The sequence below is a fragment of the Flavobacterium sp. A45 genome (assembly GCF_002001005.1).
Classification (GTDB): Bacteria; Bacteroidota; Bacteroidia; order Flavobacteriales; family Flavobacteriaceae; genus Flavobacterium.
Window position 1 is genome coordinate 1 of sequence record NZ_MUNX01000131.1, and the last position, 15716, is coordinate 15716.

Genomic DNA, 15716 nt, shown 5'->3' on the forward strand with positions numbered 1-15716 from the left:
AAATATGACTTATTTTTTGTTTAAATAAAATTATTTTAAATTTAAAATATTACAATTGAGTCAAAAATAAGTTTTTTTTGCCTGAAAATAAAAATTTTAATTACTTTTGTTTTTAGAATTTTAAAAAATAACTAATCATGACACATACTACGCAAAAACTTTCTTCTAAATCGGAAGTTTTAATTGAAAAAGAAAATAAATATGGAGCTCATAATTACCATCCTCTACCAGTTGTTTTAGAAAAAGGTGAAGGTGTTTATGTATGGGATGTTGACGGAAAAAAATATTTTGACTTCTTATCGGCTTATTCTGCAGTGAACCAAGGACACTGTCATCCAAAAATTGTTGGGGCAATGATGGAACAAGCGCAGCGATTGACATTGACTTCACGTGCATTTTATAATGACCAATTAGGAGTTTATGAGGAGTATATAACCAATTATTTTGGTTTCGATAAAGTGTTACCAATGAATACAGGTGCAGAAGCAGTGGAAACGGCTTTGAAATTGTGTAGAAAATGGGCATATGAAGTAAAAGGAATCTCTGAAAATCAAGCACAAATAATTGTTTGTGAAAATAATTTTCACGGAAGAACGACAACCATTATTTCTTTTTCAAATGACGAAGGAGCTCGAAAAAGCTTTGGACCTTTCACGGAAGGTTTTATAAAAATACCTTATGATGATACTCAAGCTTTGGAAAATGCTTTGAAATCATCAAAAAACATTGCTGGATTTTTGGTTGAACCTATTCAGGGTGAAGCTGGAGTTTATGTACCTAGTGAAGGTTATTTGGCGAAAGCCAAAGCACTTTGCGAAGCACATAATGTTTTGTTTATTGCAGATGAGGTTCAGACTGGTATTGCCAGAACAGGTAAATTATTGGCTGTGCATCATGAAAATGTACAACCTGATATCTTGATTTTAGGAAAAGCTATTTCGGGAGGGGTTTATCCTGTATCGGCGGTATTGGCTAATAATGGAATCATGAATGTTATTAAACCTGGTCAACACGGATCTACTTTTGGAGGAAATCCAATTGCCGCTGCAGTTGCCATTGCGGCTCTTGAGGTTGTTCGTGAAGAAAATTTATCTGAAAATGCAGAAAAATTAGGAATCATTTTGAGAAAAGGCCTTAATGAAATTGCAGAACGTAATCCATTAATCGAATTGGTTCGTGGAAAAGGATTATTGAATGCTATTGTAATCAACAGTGGAGAAGATTCAGATTTGGCTTGGGATATCTGTCTTCGTTTTAGGGATTATGGATTATTAGCAAAACCTACACATGGCAATAAAATACGTTTTGCACCGCCATTAGTAATTACGGAGCCTCAAATCTATGAGTGTCTTGCCATTATTGAAAAAGCGCTAAATGATTTTAAATAATTAGCTAAGCTGCTAAGTTTCTAAGAGTGTTAGTGACTTAGCAGTTTAGAACTATCAACTTTTTTTGATGCAGAAAGCTATAAAAATTATAAAAAACCGATCAGATATTGGAGCGGGAACGCGTGGGTCGGATATGGGAGTCGATGCAATTGAAATTGCAGCCATAAATAGTAACAGTGATTATTTTAACGAATATGAATTTGAAGATGTAAAAACGCATAATGAATCCATATATGATAAATACCGAAGTTCTGTTGCCAAAAGGATAGAACACGTTGTTGAACAATGTACTCGGGTTAATAATACCGTAAAAAAGAGTTTGACTGGTAATTATTTTCCTTTGGTTTTATCAGGAGATCATTCTTCTGCTTTGGGAACAATTAGCGGTATAAAAGCGGCTTATCCCAAACAAATTGTTGGTGTTATATGGATTGATGCCCATGCTGATTTGCATTCACCTTACACAACACCATCTGGGAATATTCATGGAATGCCTTTGGCGGCTGTACTTGGTGATGATAATTTAGATTGTCAAGTGAATGATGTTGCCAAGGATATTGAAGATCATTGGAACGAAATGAAAAATATAGGTGTTCCTGGACCGAAAGTATTGGCTGAAAATTTAGTCTATTTTGGTGTTCGCGATACCGAAGAAGCTGAGGATAAGCAAATCGAAAAACTGCATATTCGAAATTATAAAGTTGATGAGGTTCGCTATAGAGGATTAGAAACTTGTGTTGATGAAGCCTTGGCGAAATTAGCCCATTGTGATGTATTATATATATCATTTGACGTAGATTCCATGGATTGTGATTTGATTTCGTTTGGTACAGGGACTCCTGTTTCAAGAGGATTTGATCAATATGAGATTATTGACATTATCAATCAAATTATTCAATCCAAGAAAGTTGTTTGTATTGAGGTTGTTGAGGTTAATCCGCTTTTGGATACCAAAGGTAACAAAATGGCCGAAACCGCTTTTCAGGTTTTGGAAGCGATAACAGCTACTCTTGTTTTGCCTATTGAATAATTAGTTTAAGAATAATAATTTGCCCAAAACCTCAAGTTTTGGGCTTTTTTTTGTCTAATAGTCAAAAATGGTTTCTTTTCAGAAAATAATGAGCAAATTTGATTTTGTCAATATTTTAAATACTTATATTTGCATAAGTACAAATACTTAGTTTTTCGAAATTATACACATTATAACTTTAGATCATGATGCAAGCTAATAAACCAAAATTAACAATAGTAGGAGCTGGACCTGGTGATGTCGAATTGATTACCCTTAAGGCAATAAAAGCATTAATGGAAGCAGATATTGTTTTGTATGATGCCTTGGTCAATGAAGATTTATTGCAGTATGCCAAGCATGCCGAAATTATATTTGTTGGAAAACGTTTTGGCTGTCATGCGTACAGTCAAGATCAAATTAACGATCTGATTGTGTCAATGGCCAAAAAGTATGGTCATGTAGTTCGACTAAAAGGAGGAGATCCTTTTGTTTTTGGAAGAGGAAGTGAAGAAATTGATTTTGCACAGCAATTTGGAATTGAAACTGCTATTGTTCCTGGAATATCATCTGCATTGGGTGTACCGGCTTACAACGGAATTAGTTTGACACAAAGAAAGGTTTCCGAAAGTTTTTGGGTAATTACTGGAACAACCTCCGATCATAAATTATCCAAAGATGTTGCCTTGGCTTCACAATCTTCGGCTACGGTTGTTATCTTGATGGGAATGAATAAACTGGATGAGATTGTTACTTTGTACCAAAACAATAGAACCGATGATTTACCAATTGCAATTATTCAAAACGGGACTCAAGAAAAACAAAAGAAAGTTATAGGGACCATTAGTACTATTGCAACATTGGTTCAAGAGAATCAAATGGCTTCGCCTGCAATTATCGTAATTGGCGAAGTGGTTAAAAATGCTTCAAAATTAACTTCATATATAAAGGACGAAATATTTCCGGAGGCATTTTTGGAAGATGAATTTATTCTGCAAAATTTAGATGTAGTGGAATAATTGTATTAAAATATTTTGATAATCTTGTGACATAGTTTTCGTTTGCCTTTTGAATGATTCTTTAAAAATAAGGAGTTATCAATGCTTTTTGATTGAAAAACAGTTTAATCTTTTCTTTTTTTTACAAATAAATAAACTATTTTTGGTTTTACTAACTTGTTATTTATAAAAGTAAAATATGAGAAAAAACATCTTAAGTGTATTTATTTTAAGTCTATGTTTTAGTGTGCATGGACAGTCAATAGACAAAATTATTACCTCCAACGAAGTAACCCGAATTGAAAAAATACTTGCAGCCGATGATATGCAGGGCAGAAGAACATTTACGCCCGGGATTGACAAAGCTTCTGCTTTTATAGAATCGGAATTTAAAAAAGCAGGATTGCAAACCTTTATGGGTGCTGCAAATTTTAGACAGGAATTTTCTATGACGGAGTCTAAAGCAACTGCATCCAAAATAATCATTGATGGAAAAGAAATCGATAATTCAAAAATCGTTACGTTTTCATATCAACCCCAAGTTTCTTTAACGGATAAGAGCGATATAACCGTTGTTAAAATCAACAAAGGCGATAATATTGGTCAAAAATTTAATGAGTATTTCAATGGTACTAAAAGTTATTTGGTACTGGTTGATGATTCTTTTAATAAAGTGTTACCAAATATTCAGCATATTGAAAGGATAAAATCTGACGCTGGAAATAATACAGTTTTATTTGTTTTTGGAGTTCCTGAGGCGACTTCTTTTTCTATTGAATTAACTAACACAATTTCAAAAAAAGTACTTAATAATGTGGTTGGAGTATTACCAGGTAAAAGCAAACCAGATGAGTATGTTATCTTTTCGGGACACTATGATCATTTAGGAATAGGAACACCAGATGAAGGCGCGCCACATACAGCAACGGATTCCATCTATAATGGCGCCAATGATGATGCAGCAGGGTGTACCGCTGTTATTATGTTGGCTAACTATTTCAAAAAGCAGAATAACAACGAGCGTACTATTATTTTTACCACATTTGTTGCTGAAGAATTGGGCGGTTTTGGAGCCAAATATTTCTCAAAACAACTATCTGCGGATAAAGTGATTGCCATGTTCAATTTGGAGATGATTGGCACAGAATCCAAATGGGGAAAGAATTCAGCTTACATTACTGGATTTGAAAAATCAAGTATGGGTTCAATTTTGCAAAAAAACTTAGAAGGTACTGCTTTCAAATTTTATGCTGATCCATATCCGGAGCAACAATTGTTTTATCGTTCAGACAATGCTACTTTGGCTAAACTAGGAGTTCCTGCACATACTATTTCGACTTCAAAAATGGATAGTGAAGCCAATTATCATACAGCTGATGATGAAATTGAAACATTGGATATAGATAACATGACCGAAATTATAAAAGCAATTGCTTTGAGTTCATCAACAATAATTAGCGGAAAAGACACTCCAACAAGAGTTGATACAACACAGTTAAGATAAGAGTTAATTAGTAAGAAGATATGAAAAGCCCCGAATTTAACAATTCAGGGCTTTTCTTTATTTCTTATATATCATTGTCGGAGCAGATTGCGATTTAGAATATATTGTTACATCGGCAATAGTTACTCTATCTGGAGCGTTGACAGCATAAGATATAAAATCGGCTATATCTTCGGCTAATAATGGGTCGTAGCCTTCATAGACTTTTTTGGCTTTTTCTTTATCTCCTTTGAATCGAACTTCCGAAAATTCAGTTGCAACCGCTCCCGGAGCAATATTGGTTATTTTAATTCCATGTTCGGTTAAGTCAAGTCTCATTCCTTCGCTTATGGCTTCTACTGCTTTTTTGGAAGCACAATAAACGGCACCGTTTGCATAGGTTTGTTTTCCTGCAATCGAACTCAAATTTAGGATATGCCCTTTTTTTCTTTCCACCATTTGCGGAATTATCGCTCTTGAAACATATAATAATCCTTTTACGTTTCCGTCAATCATCGCGTCCCAATCGTCAATATCACCATTTTGGATGGAAGAAAGTCCGTGGGCATTGCCGGCACTATTTACCAACACATCAATACTTTTCCATTCATTTGGTAGGGAATCAATTTGAAGTTCAACCTCTTTTCTATTTCGAACATCAAATAGCAAACTGTGAATTTTCACAGTCTTGGATAATACATTTTTCAATTCTTCAAGTTTCTCTGCTCGTCGTCCGCATAAAATTAAATTGTATCCGTTTTCGGCTAATTTAATGGCGGTAGCCTTTCCAATTCCTGAAGTTGCGCCTGTTATTAAAGCTATTTTTGTCATTTTTTTGAGAATAATGTGTCGTTAAACGGTATTGATTTAGATGATATGTAGAATTTTTTGCTTGACAAAATTTTCCTTATTGCAAATATAATTTAAATGGATGAAGTGACCACGATTATGCCATTGTCTAGGACAAAAAATACTTTGAAACAAATGCAAAAAAAAAGTTATGATTAAAAGGCGATTGGGTAATTGCACAGGTTTACTTTTAGACATTCATAATCACAGAAACATCTCAAAAACTAAAGCTATCAAGACTAAAAGGAATTTTATATAAAAATGAATTGGTACCTTATCAAAATTTCGAAAACTTAATTGTTTGGATTTATCTGTTTAATTGGTCGTGGTTTTATTTATTTTTTGCAATTCTGAAGCCAAATCCGTCATTTCTTGTCGAACGGGGAGATTGGTATCTTACTTCTGGCATATGAATTCCGTATTCTAATGGTTTTCCGTCTGCACTTTGAGTTTCGTAAAACCAGCTGACACCTTTTGAAATTTTATAATCTCCGTCTGCTGGACCTTGCGGATTTTTGTTGCTTACCAAACTGTCTTTTTCTGGATTATACCAATCAAAAACCCATTCTCCAACATTTCCTGTCATATCATAAATGCCAAGCTCGTTAGGTTTCAAAAGACCAATTTTATGAAAAGTATTTTCAGAGTTCTCTTTTACCCAGCCAATTTCAATCGGGTTATTGCTGCCGCTGTATCTATAGCCTTTGGTTTTCTTTCCGCCTTTAGCTGCATATTCCCATTCTGCTTCAGTTGGCAATCTGCCGCCCGCCCATTTTGCAAAATCATTTGCTTCGTCCCAAGTTGCAAGCATCGGATTTTCATCAATCCATTTATAATACACTTTTTTACCAAGTGCATTTTCAATTGGCGGTTCTGGCATTTTTCTTCCTGTACTTTCACAAAACTCTCTAAATTGTTTAACCGTTATTTCATATTTGCTAATGTAGAAATCATCTAATTCAACCATACGGTTTGGGCTAGTAAATCCTTTAATTGTATCGCCTTTCGGGCTAATAATTATTTGATTTTTGCCTTGCTCAAAAGTACCTCCATCTACAAGAACCCAATCAAAATTATCTTTTTTCTGTTTGCAGGAATTCAAGAATAATATGCCGATTAAAAATAAAGATGCTTGTTTTATCATTTGCTAGCTGTTTTAAAATTACGATTAATCTGTTCGACCAAAAACTTCTATTCTTTTTATTTGGTCATGAATTTAGCACTCAGGTAAAAGTAACAAATTTGGGCTTCATTAATTGATGGTAAAAAGAAAAGCACCCATATTTTTAACTGCCTTGATTCTTGTGAGAATTTGTCAGGCTCTTAAAAACGGGTGCTTTGCGATAATCAGCAGCAGTTAATTATGAATCTAAATTCATTGTATCAGTAAAAAATGTTACTTCTCCAGTTGAAATATCGTGGGTACCTCCAACAATTCCAATTTCGCCGCTTTCGATCATCTCTTTTAGGATTGGACTGCGCTCCATTATTGACTTAACTGTTCGCTTAACATTAATTGTTGAAACATTTTCCACAAATTCTGGATTACTGGAATTGCGGTTTTCTTTTGTTGTTGTTTCATCGTCAACCGCTGGTCTTATTTTTGTTAATAAGGCCGTCAGGTTGCCCATTTCAACATGGTCGCAGGCACCTTTTACCGCTCCGCATTTGGTATGCCCTAAAACTACAATGATTTTTGAACCTGCTACTTTGCATCCAAATTCCATACTGCCCAAAATATCCTCATTGATAATATTTCCTGCAATACGAACACTGAAAACGTCTCCAAGTCCTTGGTCAAAAATTAATTCAGCAGAAGTTCTGCTGTCAATACAGCTCAGGATTACAGCGAATGGATGTTGTCCGTCTGAGGTTTCATTAGCTTGCTGCAAAAGATTTCGGTTCACTTTTAGGTTACTTACAAACCGTCTGTTTCCATCTTTTAATAGCTCTAAAGCCATAGAAGGAGTGATGGCTGTTTGCATTTCTTTTGTTAAAGTTTTCATTTTTATTTAATTTTTAATTGTCTATGATAAGCGATAAAATTTTAGGGCTTTACATAAGTTCTTCATTAATTAATTCAAGAGAACTGATTTTTTAAAAGCTGGGTATAAAGATAGTAATAGTTTTCTTTGTGATAGTATTGCTATCACAAAGTAGTGTTAAAATATTTTCCTTAGCTTTGGTGTTTTATAAAACGGAAGTAAAATATACCTGAAATGAAGCTGCAATTACAGATAAAAATGAATGAAGCCTTGTATTTACGCAATCCTGAAAATTCGGAGTTAGGTAAAAATATACTCAAACACAGTATTCAGTTGATTTATAAGGCAGGTTTTGAGGTGTTTACATTTAAGAAACTGGCAGAAGATATTGGTACAACCGAAGCCGGGATTTACAGGTATTTTGAAAATAAACATAAGCTGTTGGTTTATTTAACAGCTTGGTATTGGGGCTGGCTTGAATTTCAAATAAGTTTTCATACCAATAATATAGAAGATCCATCGGTAAGGTTAAAGAGAGTTATAAAACTGCTGGCAACAGCCGTTGAAGATGATGAGCAGACGATTCACATAAACGAAAGCCTGCTGCACCAAATTATTATTTCGGAAGGATCAAAGGCATATCTTACCAAACAAGTAGGGGAGGACAATAAACAGCACTTTTTTAAGCCATACAAGGATCTTTGCGCGGTTATAGGAAATATTATTTCAGAATGCAGTCCTGAATATAAATACCCAAAATCATTAGCATCGACTATTATTGAAATGGCTCATTTTCAAAACTTTTTCATGAATAATCTGCCGTCGCTTACTGATTTTAGTGAGACCAAAGAGGAAAGCGAAATAATTGCCTTTCTAAATGATTTGGTTTTTAGTAGTCTGAAGAAAAGTTAGTTGTTTTAAATGGTTTGTAGGATTTTTGGATTTGTAAAATGTCCCAAAACAAAACCAGTTTTCAGCTAATCCAATTGCAAAAACCAGCAGTAACAAGTGTTATTGTGTGTAGCTGTTCGTAACGTTAAACACTAAAGCTTGGATATTTTAATATGACTGTCCGCAAGAGTACCATGTATATTTTTCGTTACTGATTACACTGATTATCAAATATTTCGTTTTTTTAAAACTATGTGAATCTTTTTAGTCTGTGGCTAATTCTATCTGTTTGGTATTAGCCATATTAGCATAACGATGTTATAGGCTGTTTTTTTATCTTTTCAAGATATTCTTGAAATTGTTATTTTTCACAAAGTTCTTTCAGTTTGTCGAGTGCTTTTGGGTAGTTCTCGTTCATATAATCTAAAAAATCTTCCGTTGTGTCTAAGTCAACAGTAACGGTTGTAGTTCCATTGGTTTCTTCGAAGGTGTAGTTTTCAAATCCGTTTGCCCATTTTTCTACTTCGGGTCCTTCTGTAATTTCCTTATCCGCTTTTAAAAGACCATAATGTTGAATAGAAACAAATCGGTTGGGAATGTTTTCGGCTATCTTGGAAACCATGCCTCCCTTTTCTCCTTTCTCGTCTACTCCAACAAATAGAATTTTATTTCCTTTGTCCCAACTTCCTTCATAGGTAGAAGTTGGGTTAAACAAAGAAGTCCATTGTTCATAAGTTGATTTACTGTTGATGCCAAGCATAAAATCATATATCTTGCTCACAGGTCCATTGATGCTTACTTTGAATTGTAACTTTTTCATAATGTTAATATTTACTAAGATTAATCTTTCAAATTGTTATTTTTCATAATACTAGCAGTCGTTATAAGTAGCCCACGTCAGTCATTGAGAAAACTAAAATCTACCTTTTGAGAATCTCATACTTAAATTTTTTCTTTGTGACCCTCTGAATACTTTCTAATAGTTAAAGTGATTTTTCATAGTCTGTTGTACGCTGCAATTGTTATTCTTTACAAATCAAAAAATCAGCCACATCATATTTCAATCTTTCCTCATAGCTAATAGTTCTTTGAAATGGTTCGAGTTGTCTATTATTCAAGAGGTTTTTGCTTTTCAATTCTCAGTTTTTTTTACAATTTCAGTTATTTCAAAATATTGTTTTTTACTAAATTTTGTTTGATAGTTCATCAACCATTTTCTTAAATTCATTCAAATATTTAATACAACTTGTTTTGGAATTTAATTGATGGTGAATTGGGTTTTATGCAATTTTATGATGATCTTTTTAAAATCCAATTTTCACGTTTCTGTTTTTCAAGTTTCCGTTTGCAAGCTCAGGCTTTCACCCTTCTGCTTTGTAAATTTTATGCGAGTTACAAACTTCATTTCCAAATCGGATTTGTTTGCGGAATTTTGGTTTTAACTAGCACACAACGTCCCCGTGCTGCTCGCAATTTGGAACTAAATTAAGCCCATTCTTCGGATTTGCCAAATCATCCCAAATACAAAACCATCTTTCCATTAAACCCAATGCCCAAATCCGTTGTAGTGGCTGTTATAAGCCGTTTTTATTTCTGTTTTCTCCATTCTTCTAAAGTCAATAATTTATTATTTATTGTGTCTAAAAATTTTATTTCAAAAGTTCTCTGATAAATGTAATAATTGAATTTTTTATTTTGTTTAGTTTCCACTCTAACCCAATAATAGTTTTTATCATTTTCTTGAGGAGATTCTACAATTCTAGTTCCAGCCCAATCTTGATTTTCCGGTAATTTTTCCATCAAGTTAAATATTTTTGTCCTGTTTGTATCATCAGAATCAGCAATGTCAAAACTTGGATTTCCTGTTGGAAAATATATTTCATTTAATAGTTTTGGATTATCTTTTTCAAGTTCTTCAAATCTATTTACTGCAAGTTTGTAATAAGCATAATGCTTGATTGATTTATCGTTTTTAATTTTGCTGTAAATTTTATAAGCTTCGTTTCTATTTCCGACACTTTCATTATAATTTGCTAAAGCATAATTATAAATGTAATAACCTTTTCTAATACTGTCGACAAACGATCTGGCTTTGTCAAGTTGCTTTAATTTTAAGTAATTTGCTCCATAAGCACAAGCTCTATCGCCCATAATAAAATCATAGTCATCATCAAAATCCAATTCTTTTATTGACTTTTCATACTCACTTTTTTTATAGTAAAGCTCCGCTTTTAAGTAATGTAATTGGTCTTCAATAGTTCCTTTGATTTGGGACTTGTATTTGCCTTTTTCATTTTTATTTATCAATAATAAGCTATCAGCTTTTGAAATTATTAAATCTGGATTTCTTTCAGATTCTATATAATAGGCTAATAATTGCTTTTGAAATTTAGTATATTCTTCATGTACTTTATCCATTTCTTTATGCAACTCCAAATGTGCATTTTCTTCTTTTTCAAACGATTCATTTGAGTCTTTACAAGAGAAAATTGTTAATGAAATTAATATTAAAAAAAAGTTCTTCATAAATGTGTACGTTTTGAAAATGGCTTATAACGTTCCCGCGCTACAAGCAGTTTGGGCTAAATCAGCGTTATCTTTCGGATTTGCCAAATCTTCCAAATACAAACCAATTTTCCATTAAGCCTAATGCCCAAATTGCTTGTAGCGTGTGTTAGCCGTAGTTTTTATTTTTTTATTGAATTTTGTTTCTCCCATTTTTTCCAAGCTCTTTTGTCACCTTTTAACCATATAATGTACTGACTAATAATTACGCCTGAAATTGCGTCATTTCCGAACATTTCTTCTCCTATACTTCGGTCATTAAAATATTTTAGAAGTCTAGAGCCGCCATTAATTCCCCAATTGTTTCTAATCCACATTCCTAATCCTCCCATATGTGAGTTAAATTCCCAAGAGTCTGTTGCTTCCATTAATTGCTTTTTACTTTCAAAATTTAGAATTTTATCTAATTCAGTTAAGCATTCATTTAGGTTTTTAGGAATATAAATGTTATCGATTTTTTCAAGTTTAAGACGTTTTTTAAAATCTGCCCTTCTCCTTTCTTTTTCTTTAAGTGTTTCTTGTTCTGCTACTTTGTCATCAAAACTACGATAGCCACCGAAAAAATGTTTTAAATAAATTTTGTCAATTTCTCGGGGAATAAATTCTGTTTTAAACGTCGTAGTTGCTATATAATTTGCTATCAATTTGCTGTCGAATATTGAATCGGTTTCCAAATTTTCAATTTCAAATTTTCCTTTTCGATTCATATAACCACTTAGTTCAATTCTAAAAAGTTTGTATTTGTGAAAAGTTGAATCATTTATTGAAATAAATTTTAAATTAACTATTTTGCTTATACTTGCGGAAAGTTTTTCATTGTTTATTGAGTTTTGGATGTCTGTTACATATTTGTATGGATAATTATAGTAAGAAACTCTGCTTTTAATTGGCTCTATATATTTAATTTTTGAATAAATGGAATCAAAGTCTATCTTTGACCCCACAATTTTGCCTTTAATTAAATCAAAAAGTGTTATTTTTTTTCTTGAATCAATCAAGTATATCGTATCGTTTTTATTGAAAACAAAACTTTTATTCAAAAAAATATCTTTATCAGAAGCAGAGCCTTTATATTGTTTTATTGTTGAATTTCTACCTTCAATTATTTGATTTTGATTGTCGTAAAATAGCTCACACTTTTCTTTGTTTTTATCACAGTTAATAAATTCTTCAGTTGTATATGTTTTCGCTATTTTACCGTCAACATAATAAGTAATATTTTTATTTTCTAAGCCACTTTCATAAATGTAATTGGTGATATATATAATTTTTCTACCGTCATTACTGATTGCAGTGAAAAACGGATTTCCTTCATATACATCAAAAGACCTATTTATTTTATAAAATTTTTTTCTAATGCCAATGCTGTCATATTCTTGAGTATATGAAACGAAAGATTCACCTTTTAGATTTGGGAATTCATCATCATAGGAAATTGATAATAATTTAAATTTTCCATTGGATGAATAAGTTTCGGAAATTGGAACAACTTCCGTTGACATTTGGGAATAGAGGTTGGAGAAAAAGAAAAAAGAAAAGAATAAGATTACGTGATTTTTTTTCATTCGTATTTTTTGTAGGTCTATTTTAATATTCTAACTAACGTTTTATTTATTGATTTTTAATGTTTTAAAATCAACTACTTATGTTTTTGATATTCATCTAAATTTTCACTTTATTCCGTTAGCTTAAGGAGTCAATTTTAGGCGTAAATATGTGGAATTACGGCTAACGTTCTCGCGCCTCTAGCTGTTTGCAACTTATGAAATAGAGTATTTTCGGCTAAACGAAAATAGAAATTAAAAACGATAATTCCACTAAACTTGCAAATAGCTAGAGACGTGTGTTATAGGGCGTTTTTTTATTTATCCAATTTATAAAATTCAACGTTTCAGCTTTGCGCAAAGGAATTCACATTTCGTTTGTCATTATGTTTTTCGCTTTACGGAGTTTTCTTTTGAGGATTTCAGCAAAGTATTTTAGACTAATTAATCCAGTTTTCAAGTTCAGCTTTTCAGATTCCAATTTCAACGTTTCCGATTTTCGAGCCTAACTTTCACGTTTCTGCTTTAAGATTCCAATATTAAGTTTAGGCTTTTCAAATCCAGCTTTTCCGATCCAATTTTCCGCTTTCCAATTATAGACAAAGTTTAAAGTTGCCTGGTAATTCATTTGGGTCTTTTCGGAGAAAATGCCCTATAACGTTCCCGCGCTACACGCAGGCTGGGATTAAAGATGCGTAATCTTTCGGTTAAAAACAAATGTATCAAATACAAACTATTTTCAAATTAAGCCAAATGCCCAGCTTGCTTGTAGCGTGTGTTGTAGCCAGTTTTTTTAGGTATGTTGAATTATAAAGCACATTATTTTACTTTCGGGTTCAAAGAAAATATATAAATCGCCATCGCCCCAAAAGTTCATTTTTTCAAAATACTGTTTATACCATTCATCTTTTGGTTGAACGTTTGTATGTTTTGTTTTTATATTAATTCCATCATAAGTTAGCTGGCAAAGTAATTTCATTGTTTTCTTTGACTTTGGGCAAGTAGGAATGTCGGGATATTGAATCCAATTTGGAACTGAAGTATGTCCAATTCCACCAAAATCTGTAGATTTTTCTGAAGTAATAAATACTTTCTCAAAAACTATTTCAGAATCTGGTTTTAAATCATCATACGAATTGTCAGTTTGCTTTAATTCCTCAATATTTAATACTTTAGGATTTAATGGGTCAGAGTAATCTATAAACAACTTGTCAAAATTCAAGTAAATTGGTGCTGCGATATGTAAGTCGAACGGTAGCCAATAAAAAGCTTCCTCGGATTTAGAAAATTTACCTAAATATTGAAAGGGTGCATTGAATTCAAATTTAGGTATATTGAATTCTTTTGGTATTTCCCCGCCCAAATAGCTTTCAGAATTGGTTACTTGGTTAAGGTTATAAATCTGATTAACTTTTAATTTTTGAAATTCAAAACTGATTTCGCTTGGTTTTAGTTTCCTATCAGTTTTATCTCCTTCTTCAATATTATAAGCTTTAACTAATTTACCATTGCTAAATACAAGGTCAATTGAACTCCAAATAGTATTGGCTGTTTCCTTATCAATAATTTGTGTTTCAAGAAATTTTTGGCATTGTTCATCTCCGTTAAATTCTGCTTCCCAGCCAGCCAAATAAATATGCTGTTCCTCTTTTTGTCCAAAACAAGAAGTAAATATACCCATAAAAGTCAATATTATAAATTTGGTTCGTATTTTCATTTTTTAAAATTGGCTACAACGTTCTGGCACTACAGCGGGTTTGGGTTTAAAAATGCGTAATCTTTCGGATTTGCCAAAACTTCCCAAATACAAGACCATTTTCAAATTAAGCCAATTGCCCAAATCTATTGTAGCAAGTGTTAGCAGTAGGCAAATTTTCTACGGTTTTTTTGGCTTAAAATAAGTTAATCCACAAATATTTCCTGCAATACAACCTCTTGTCATCATTACTCCATTATTGAACATCAAGTGAGCAAACATAATTTGCTCTTTTCTGTTTCCATTAAATGTTTTAGTTGTCAGTTTTCCATTTTTGACTTGCTGAATTATTTCAATAACATTTATACTTTTTGCAAAAGTATCAAGTTCCGCTTCTGTATAAAGGTCAAAATTAATATTCAATAATGCACTTTCTTTAGAAAATTCAAAATATCTGTTTTTGTAGTTTTTACAATTAATTGATGAATTACCATTTTCACGTGCCATTGCTCCTCCAATAAATGGAGCTTCAGTGCAAATTTCTTTCGTTTCGCCTAAATTCTTATTCTTTACTGAAATTACAATATAATTTGGTTCAGTACTTAAATTATCAAGAGCAGAACAAAACATTTTAAATTTTGTCTGTTCATCCACTTGAGCTTTTGCTGATAAAAACCAAAATCCAAATGTTAGTAAAAATATTATTGCTTTAGCCATATTTTCTGATTGCTTACTGCTAACGTTCTCGCGCTACAACCAGTTTGGGATTAAATTAAGCCTTATCTTCGGATTTGCCAAATCTTCCAAATACAAACCAATTTTTCAATTAAGCCTAATACCCAAATTGCTTGTAGCGTGTGTTAGCAGAAGTTAATTTAACCAATTCAAGTTTGTACTATAAAAAATGTAATAAATTGTTTCGTAAACAGTTAAACCAAAAAAACATAAAAGGAAAACGACTTCAATTTTTCTAAATACAATTTCTTTTTTATAAAAGAATAATACTAAAACCCTCATTGTTAAAATTGAAAGCAATATAGTCCATAAAATATAAATTGATTTTTTACTAGAAGTTGTTTTGAAGTTTTCTAAGTTTTTAAATGTAAAGCCATTTGAAGTGCCCTTGATTCTTGAAAGAAAATTAAAATTTGAGTTCCCATTTTTGTTATCTGAATAAAGAATATGAAAGCAAACACCATCATTTTCTTCAATTGCCTCATCATTTAAAATTTTAAAAATAACAGAGTTATTATTTATTATTTTGTTTTCAAATTCTAGATCATTTCTACTAGATTTTACAGTGTTAAC

The 15716-nt window shown here is 32.2% G+C and carries 14 protein-coding genes; 5 read left to right on the forward strand and 9 right to left on the reverse strand.

Going from position 1 to position 15716, the window contains the following annotated elements:
• The first annotated feature begins 137 nt into the window (after window positions 1-137).
• The 4 genes from rocD to B0E44_RS15690 all read left to right on the forward strand — a co-directional run bounded on the left by rocD (window position 138) and on the right by B0E44_RS15690 (window position 4899).
• Entirely contained in the window at window positions 138-1388 is a 1251-nt protein-coding gene (gene rocD / locus B0E44_RS15675; RefSeq protein ID WP_077377383.1) for an ornithine--oxo-acid transaminase, read from the forward strand.
• 67 nt (window positions 1389-1455) lie between these two features.
• The gene (locus B0E44_RS15680; RefSeq protein ID WP_077377386.1) at window positions 1456-2418 is read left to right on the forward strand and encodes an arginase; all 963 of its coding nucleotides are present in this window, start codon (window positions 1456-1458) and stop codon (window positions 2416-2418) included.
• A 185-nt stretch (window positions 2419-2603) separates the two neighbouring features.
• The gene (gene cobA / locus B0E44_RS15685; protein WP_077377389.1) at window positions 2604-3416 is read left to right on the forward strand and encodes a uroporphyrinogen-III C-methyltransferase; all 813 of its coding nucleotides are present in this window, start codon (window positions 2604-2606) and stop codon (window positions 3414-3416) included.
• A 178-nt stretch (window positions 3417-3594) separates the two neighbouring features.
• A complete protein-coding gene (locus B0E44_RS15690) occupies window positions 3595-4899 on the forward strand; it encodes a M28 family metallopeptidase (RefSeq protein ID WP_077377392.1) in 1305 nt (434 codons plus the stop codon).
• A 57-nt stretch (window positions 4900-4956) separates the two neighbouring features.
• Here the strand turns inward: B0E44_RS15690 and B0E44_RS15695 are convergent, their stop codons facing one another.
• The 3 genes from B0E44_RS15695 to B0E44_RS15705 form a co-directional block, all read right to left on the reverse strand.
• Window positions 4957-5709, reverse strand: a complete 753-nt coding sequence (locus tag B0E44_RS15695) for an SDR family NAD(P)-dependent oxidoreductase (protein WP_077377395.1) — start codon at window positions 5707-5709, stop codon at window positions 4957-4959.
• A gap of 349 nt (window positions 5710-6058) precedes the next feature.
• Window positions 6059-6871, reverse strand: a complete 813-nt coding sequence (locus B0E44_RS15700) for an SUMF1/EgtB/PvdO family nonheme iron enzyme (protein WP_077377398.1) — start codon at window positions 6869-6871, stop codon at window positions 6059-6061.
• 217 nt (window positions 6872-7088) lie between these two features.
• A complete protein-coding gene (locus B0E44_RS15705; RefSeq protein ID WP_077377402.1) occupies window positions 7089-7733 on the reverse strand; it encodes a carbonic anhydrase family protein in 645 nt (214 codons plus the stop codon).
• A 213-nt stretch (window positions 7734-7946) separates the two neighbouring features.
• Between B0E44_RS15705 and B0E44_RS15710 the strand changes: the two genes are divergently transcribed.
• Complete coding sequence (locus B0E44_RS15710) at window positions 7947-8624, forward strand: TetR/AcrR family transcriptional regulator (RefSeq protein ID WP_077377405.1); 678 nt, start codon at window positions 7947-7949, stop codon at window positions 8622-8624.
• A 340-nt stretch (window positions 8625-8964) separates the two neighbouring features.
• On the opposite strand, the gene B0E44_RS15715 is transcribed toward B0E44_RS15710, so the two are convergent.
• From B0E44_RS15715 to B0E44_RS18890, 6 genes are all read right to left on the reverse strand, one after another.
• Complete coding sequence (locus B0E44_RS15715) at window positions 8965-9423, reverse strand: tungsten formylmethanofuran dehydrogenase (protein WP_077377408.1); 459 nt, start codon at window positions 9421-9423, stop codon at window positions 8965-8967.
• 767 nt (window positions 9424-10190) lie between these two features.
• Window positions 10191-11129, reverse strand: coding sequence for a hypothetical protein (locus tag B0E44_RS15725; RefSeq protein ID WP_077377415.1), 939 nt, complete (start codon window positions 11127-11129; stop codon window positions 10191-10193).
• Between the two features lie 161 nt (window positions 11130-11290).
• Entirely contained in the window at window positions 11291-12733 is a 1443-nt protein-coding gene (locus B0E44_RS15730) for a DUF6794 domain-containing protein (RefSeq protein ID WP_124019358.1), read from the reverse strand.
• 772 nt (window positions 12734-13505) lie between these two features.
• On the reverse strand, window positions 13506-14429 hold the full coding sequence (locus B0E44_RS15735; RefSeq protein WP_077377421.1) for a hypothetical protein: 924 nt from the start codon (window positions 14427-14429) through the stop codon (window positions 13506-13508).
• A 159-nt stretch (window positions 14430-14588) separates the two neighbouring features.
• Entirely contained in the window at window positions 14589-15125 is a 537-nt protein-coding gene (locus B0E44_RS15740) for a hypothetical protein (protein ID WP_077377425.1), read from the reverse strand.
• 153 nt (window positions 15126-15278) lie between these two features.
• Window positions 15279-15716 (reverse strand): hypothetical protein (locus B0E44_RS18890; RefSeq protein WP_165688817.1); only part of this gene is annotated, 438 nt, incomplete at its 5' end.

Bases quoted from the DNA above. Each gene is read 5' to 3' on its own strand.
- rocD (WP_077377383.1), top strand. From the start codon at position 138: ATGACACATACTACGCAAAAACTTTCTTCTAAATCGGAAGTTTTAATT.
- B0E44_RS15680 (WP_077377386.1), top strand. From the start codon at position 1,456: ATGCAGAAAGCTATAAAAATTATAAAAAACCGATCAGATATTGGAGCG.
- cobA (WP_077377389.1), top strand. From the start codon at position 2,604: ATGATGCAAGCTAATAAACCAAAATTAACAATAGTAGGAGCTGGACCT.
- B0E44_RS15690 (WP_077377392.1), top strand. From the start codon at position 3,595: ATGAGAAAAAACATCTTAAGTGTATTTATTTTAAGTCTATGTTTTAGT.
- B0E44_RS15695 (WP_077377395.1), bottom strand. From the start codon at position 5,709: ATGACAAAAATAGCTTTAATAACAGGCGCAACTTCAGGAATTGGAAAG.
- B0E44_RS15700 (WP_077377398.1), bottom strand. From the start codon at position 6,871: ATGATAAAACAAGCATCTTTATTTTTAATCGGCATATTATTCTTGAAT.
- B0E44_RS15705 (WP_077377402.1), bottom strand. From the start codon at position 7,733: ATGAAAACTTTAACAAAAGAAATGCAAACAGCCATCACTCCTTCTATG.
- B0E44_RS15710 (WP_077377405.1), top strand. From the start codon at position 7,947: ATGAAGCTGCAATTACAGATAAAAATGAATGAAGCCTTGTATTTACGC.
- B0E44_RS15715 (WP_077377408.1), bottom strand. From the start codon at position 9,423: ATGAAAAAGTTACAATTCAAAGTAAGCATCAATGGACCTGTGAGCAAG.
- B0E44_RS15725 (WP_077377415.1), bottom strand. From the start codon at position 11,129: ATGAAGAACTTTTTTTTAATATTAATTTCATTAACAATTTTCTCTTGT.
- B0E44_RS15730 (WP_124019358.1), bottom strand. From the start codon at position 12,733: ATGAAAAAAAATCACGTAATCTTATTCTTTTCTTTTTTCTTTTTCTCC.
- B0E44_RS15735 (WP_077377421.1), bottom strand. From the start codon at position 14,429: ATGAAAATACGAACCAAATTTATAATATTGACTTTTATGGGTATATTT.
- B0E44_RS15740 (WP_077377425.1), bottom strand. From the start codon at position 15,125: ATGGCTAAAGCAATAATATTTTTACTAACATTTGGATTTTGGTTTTTA.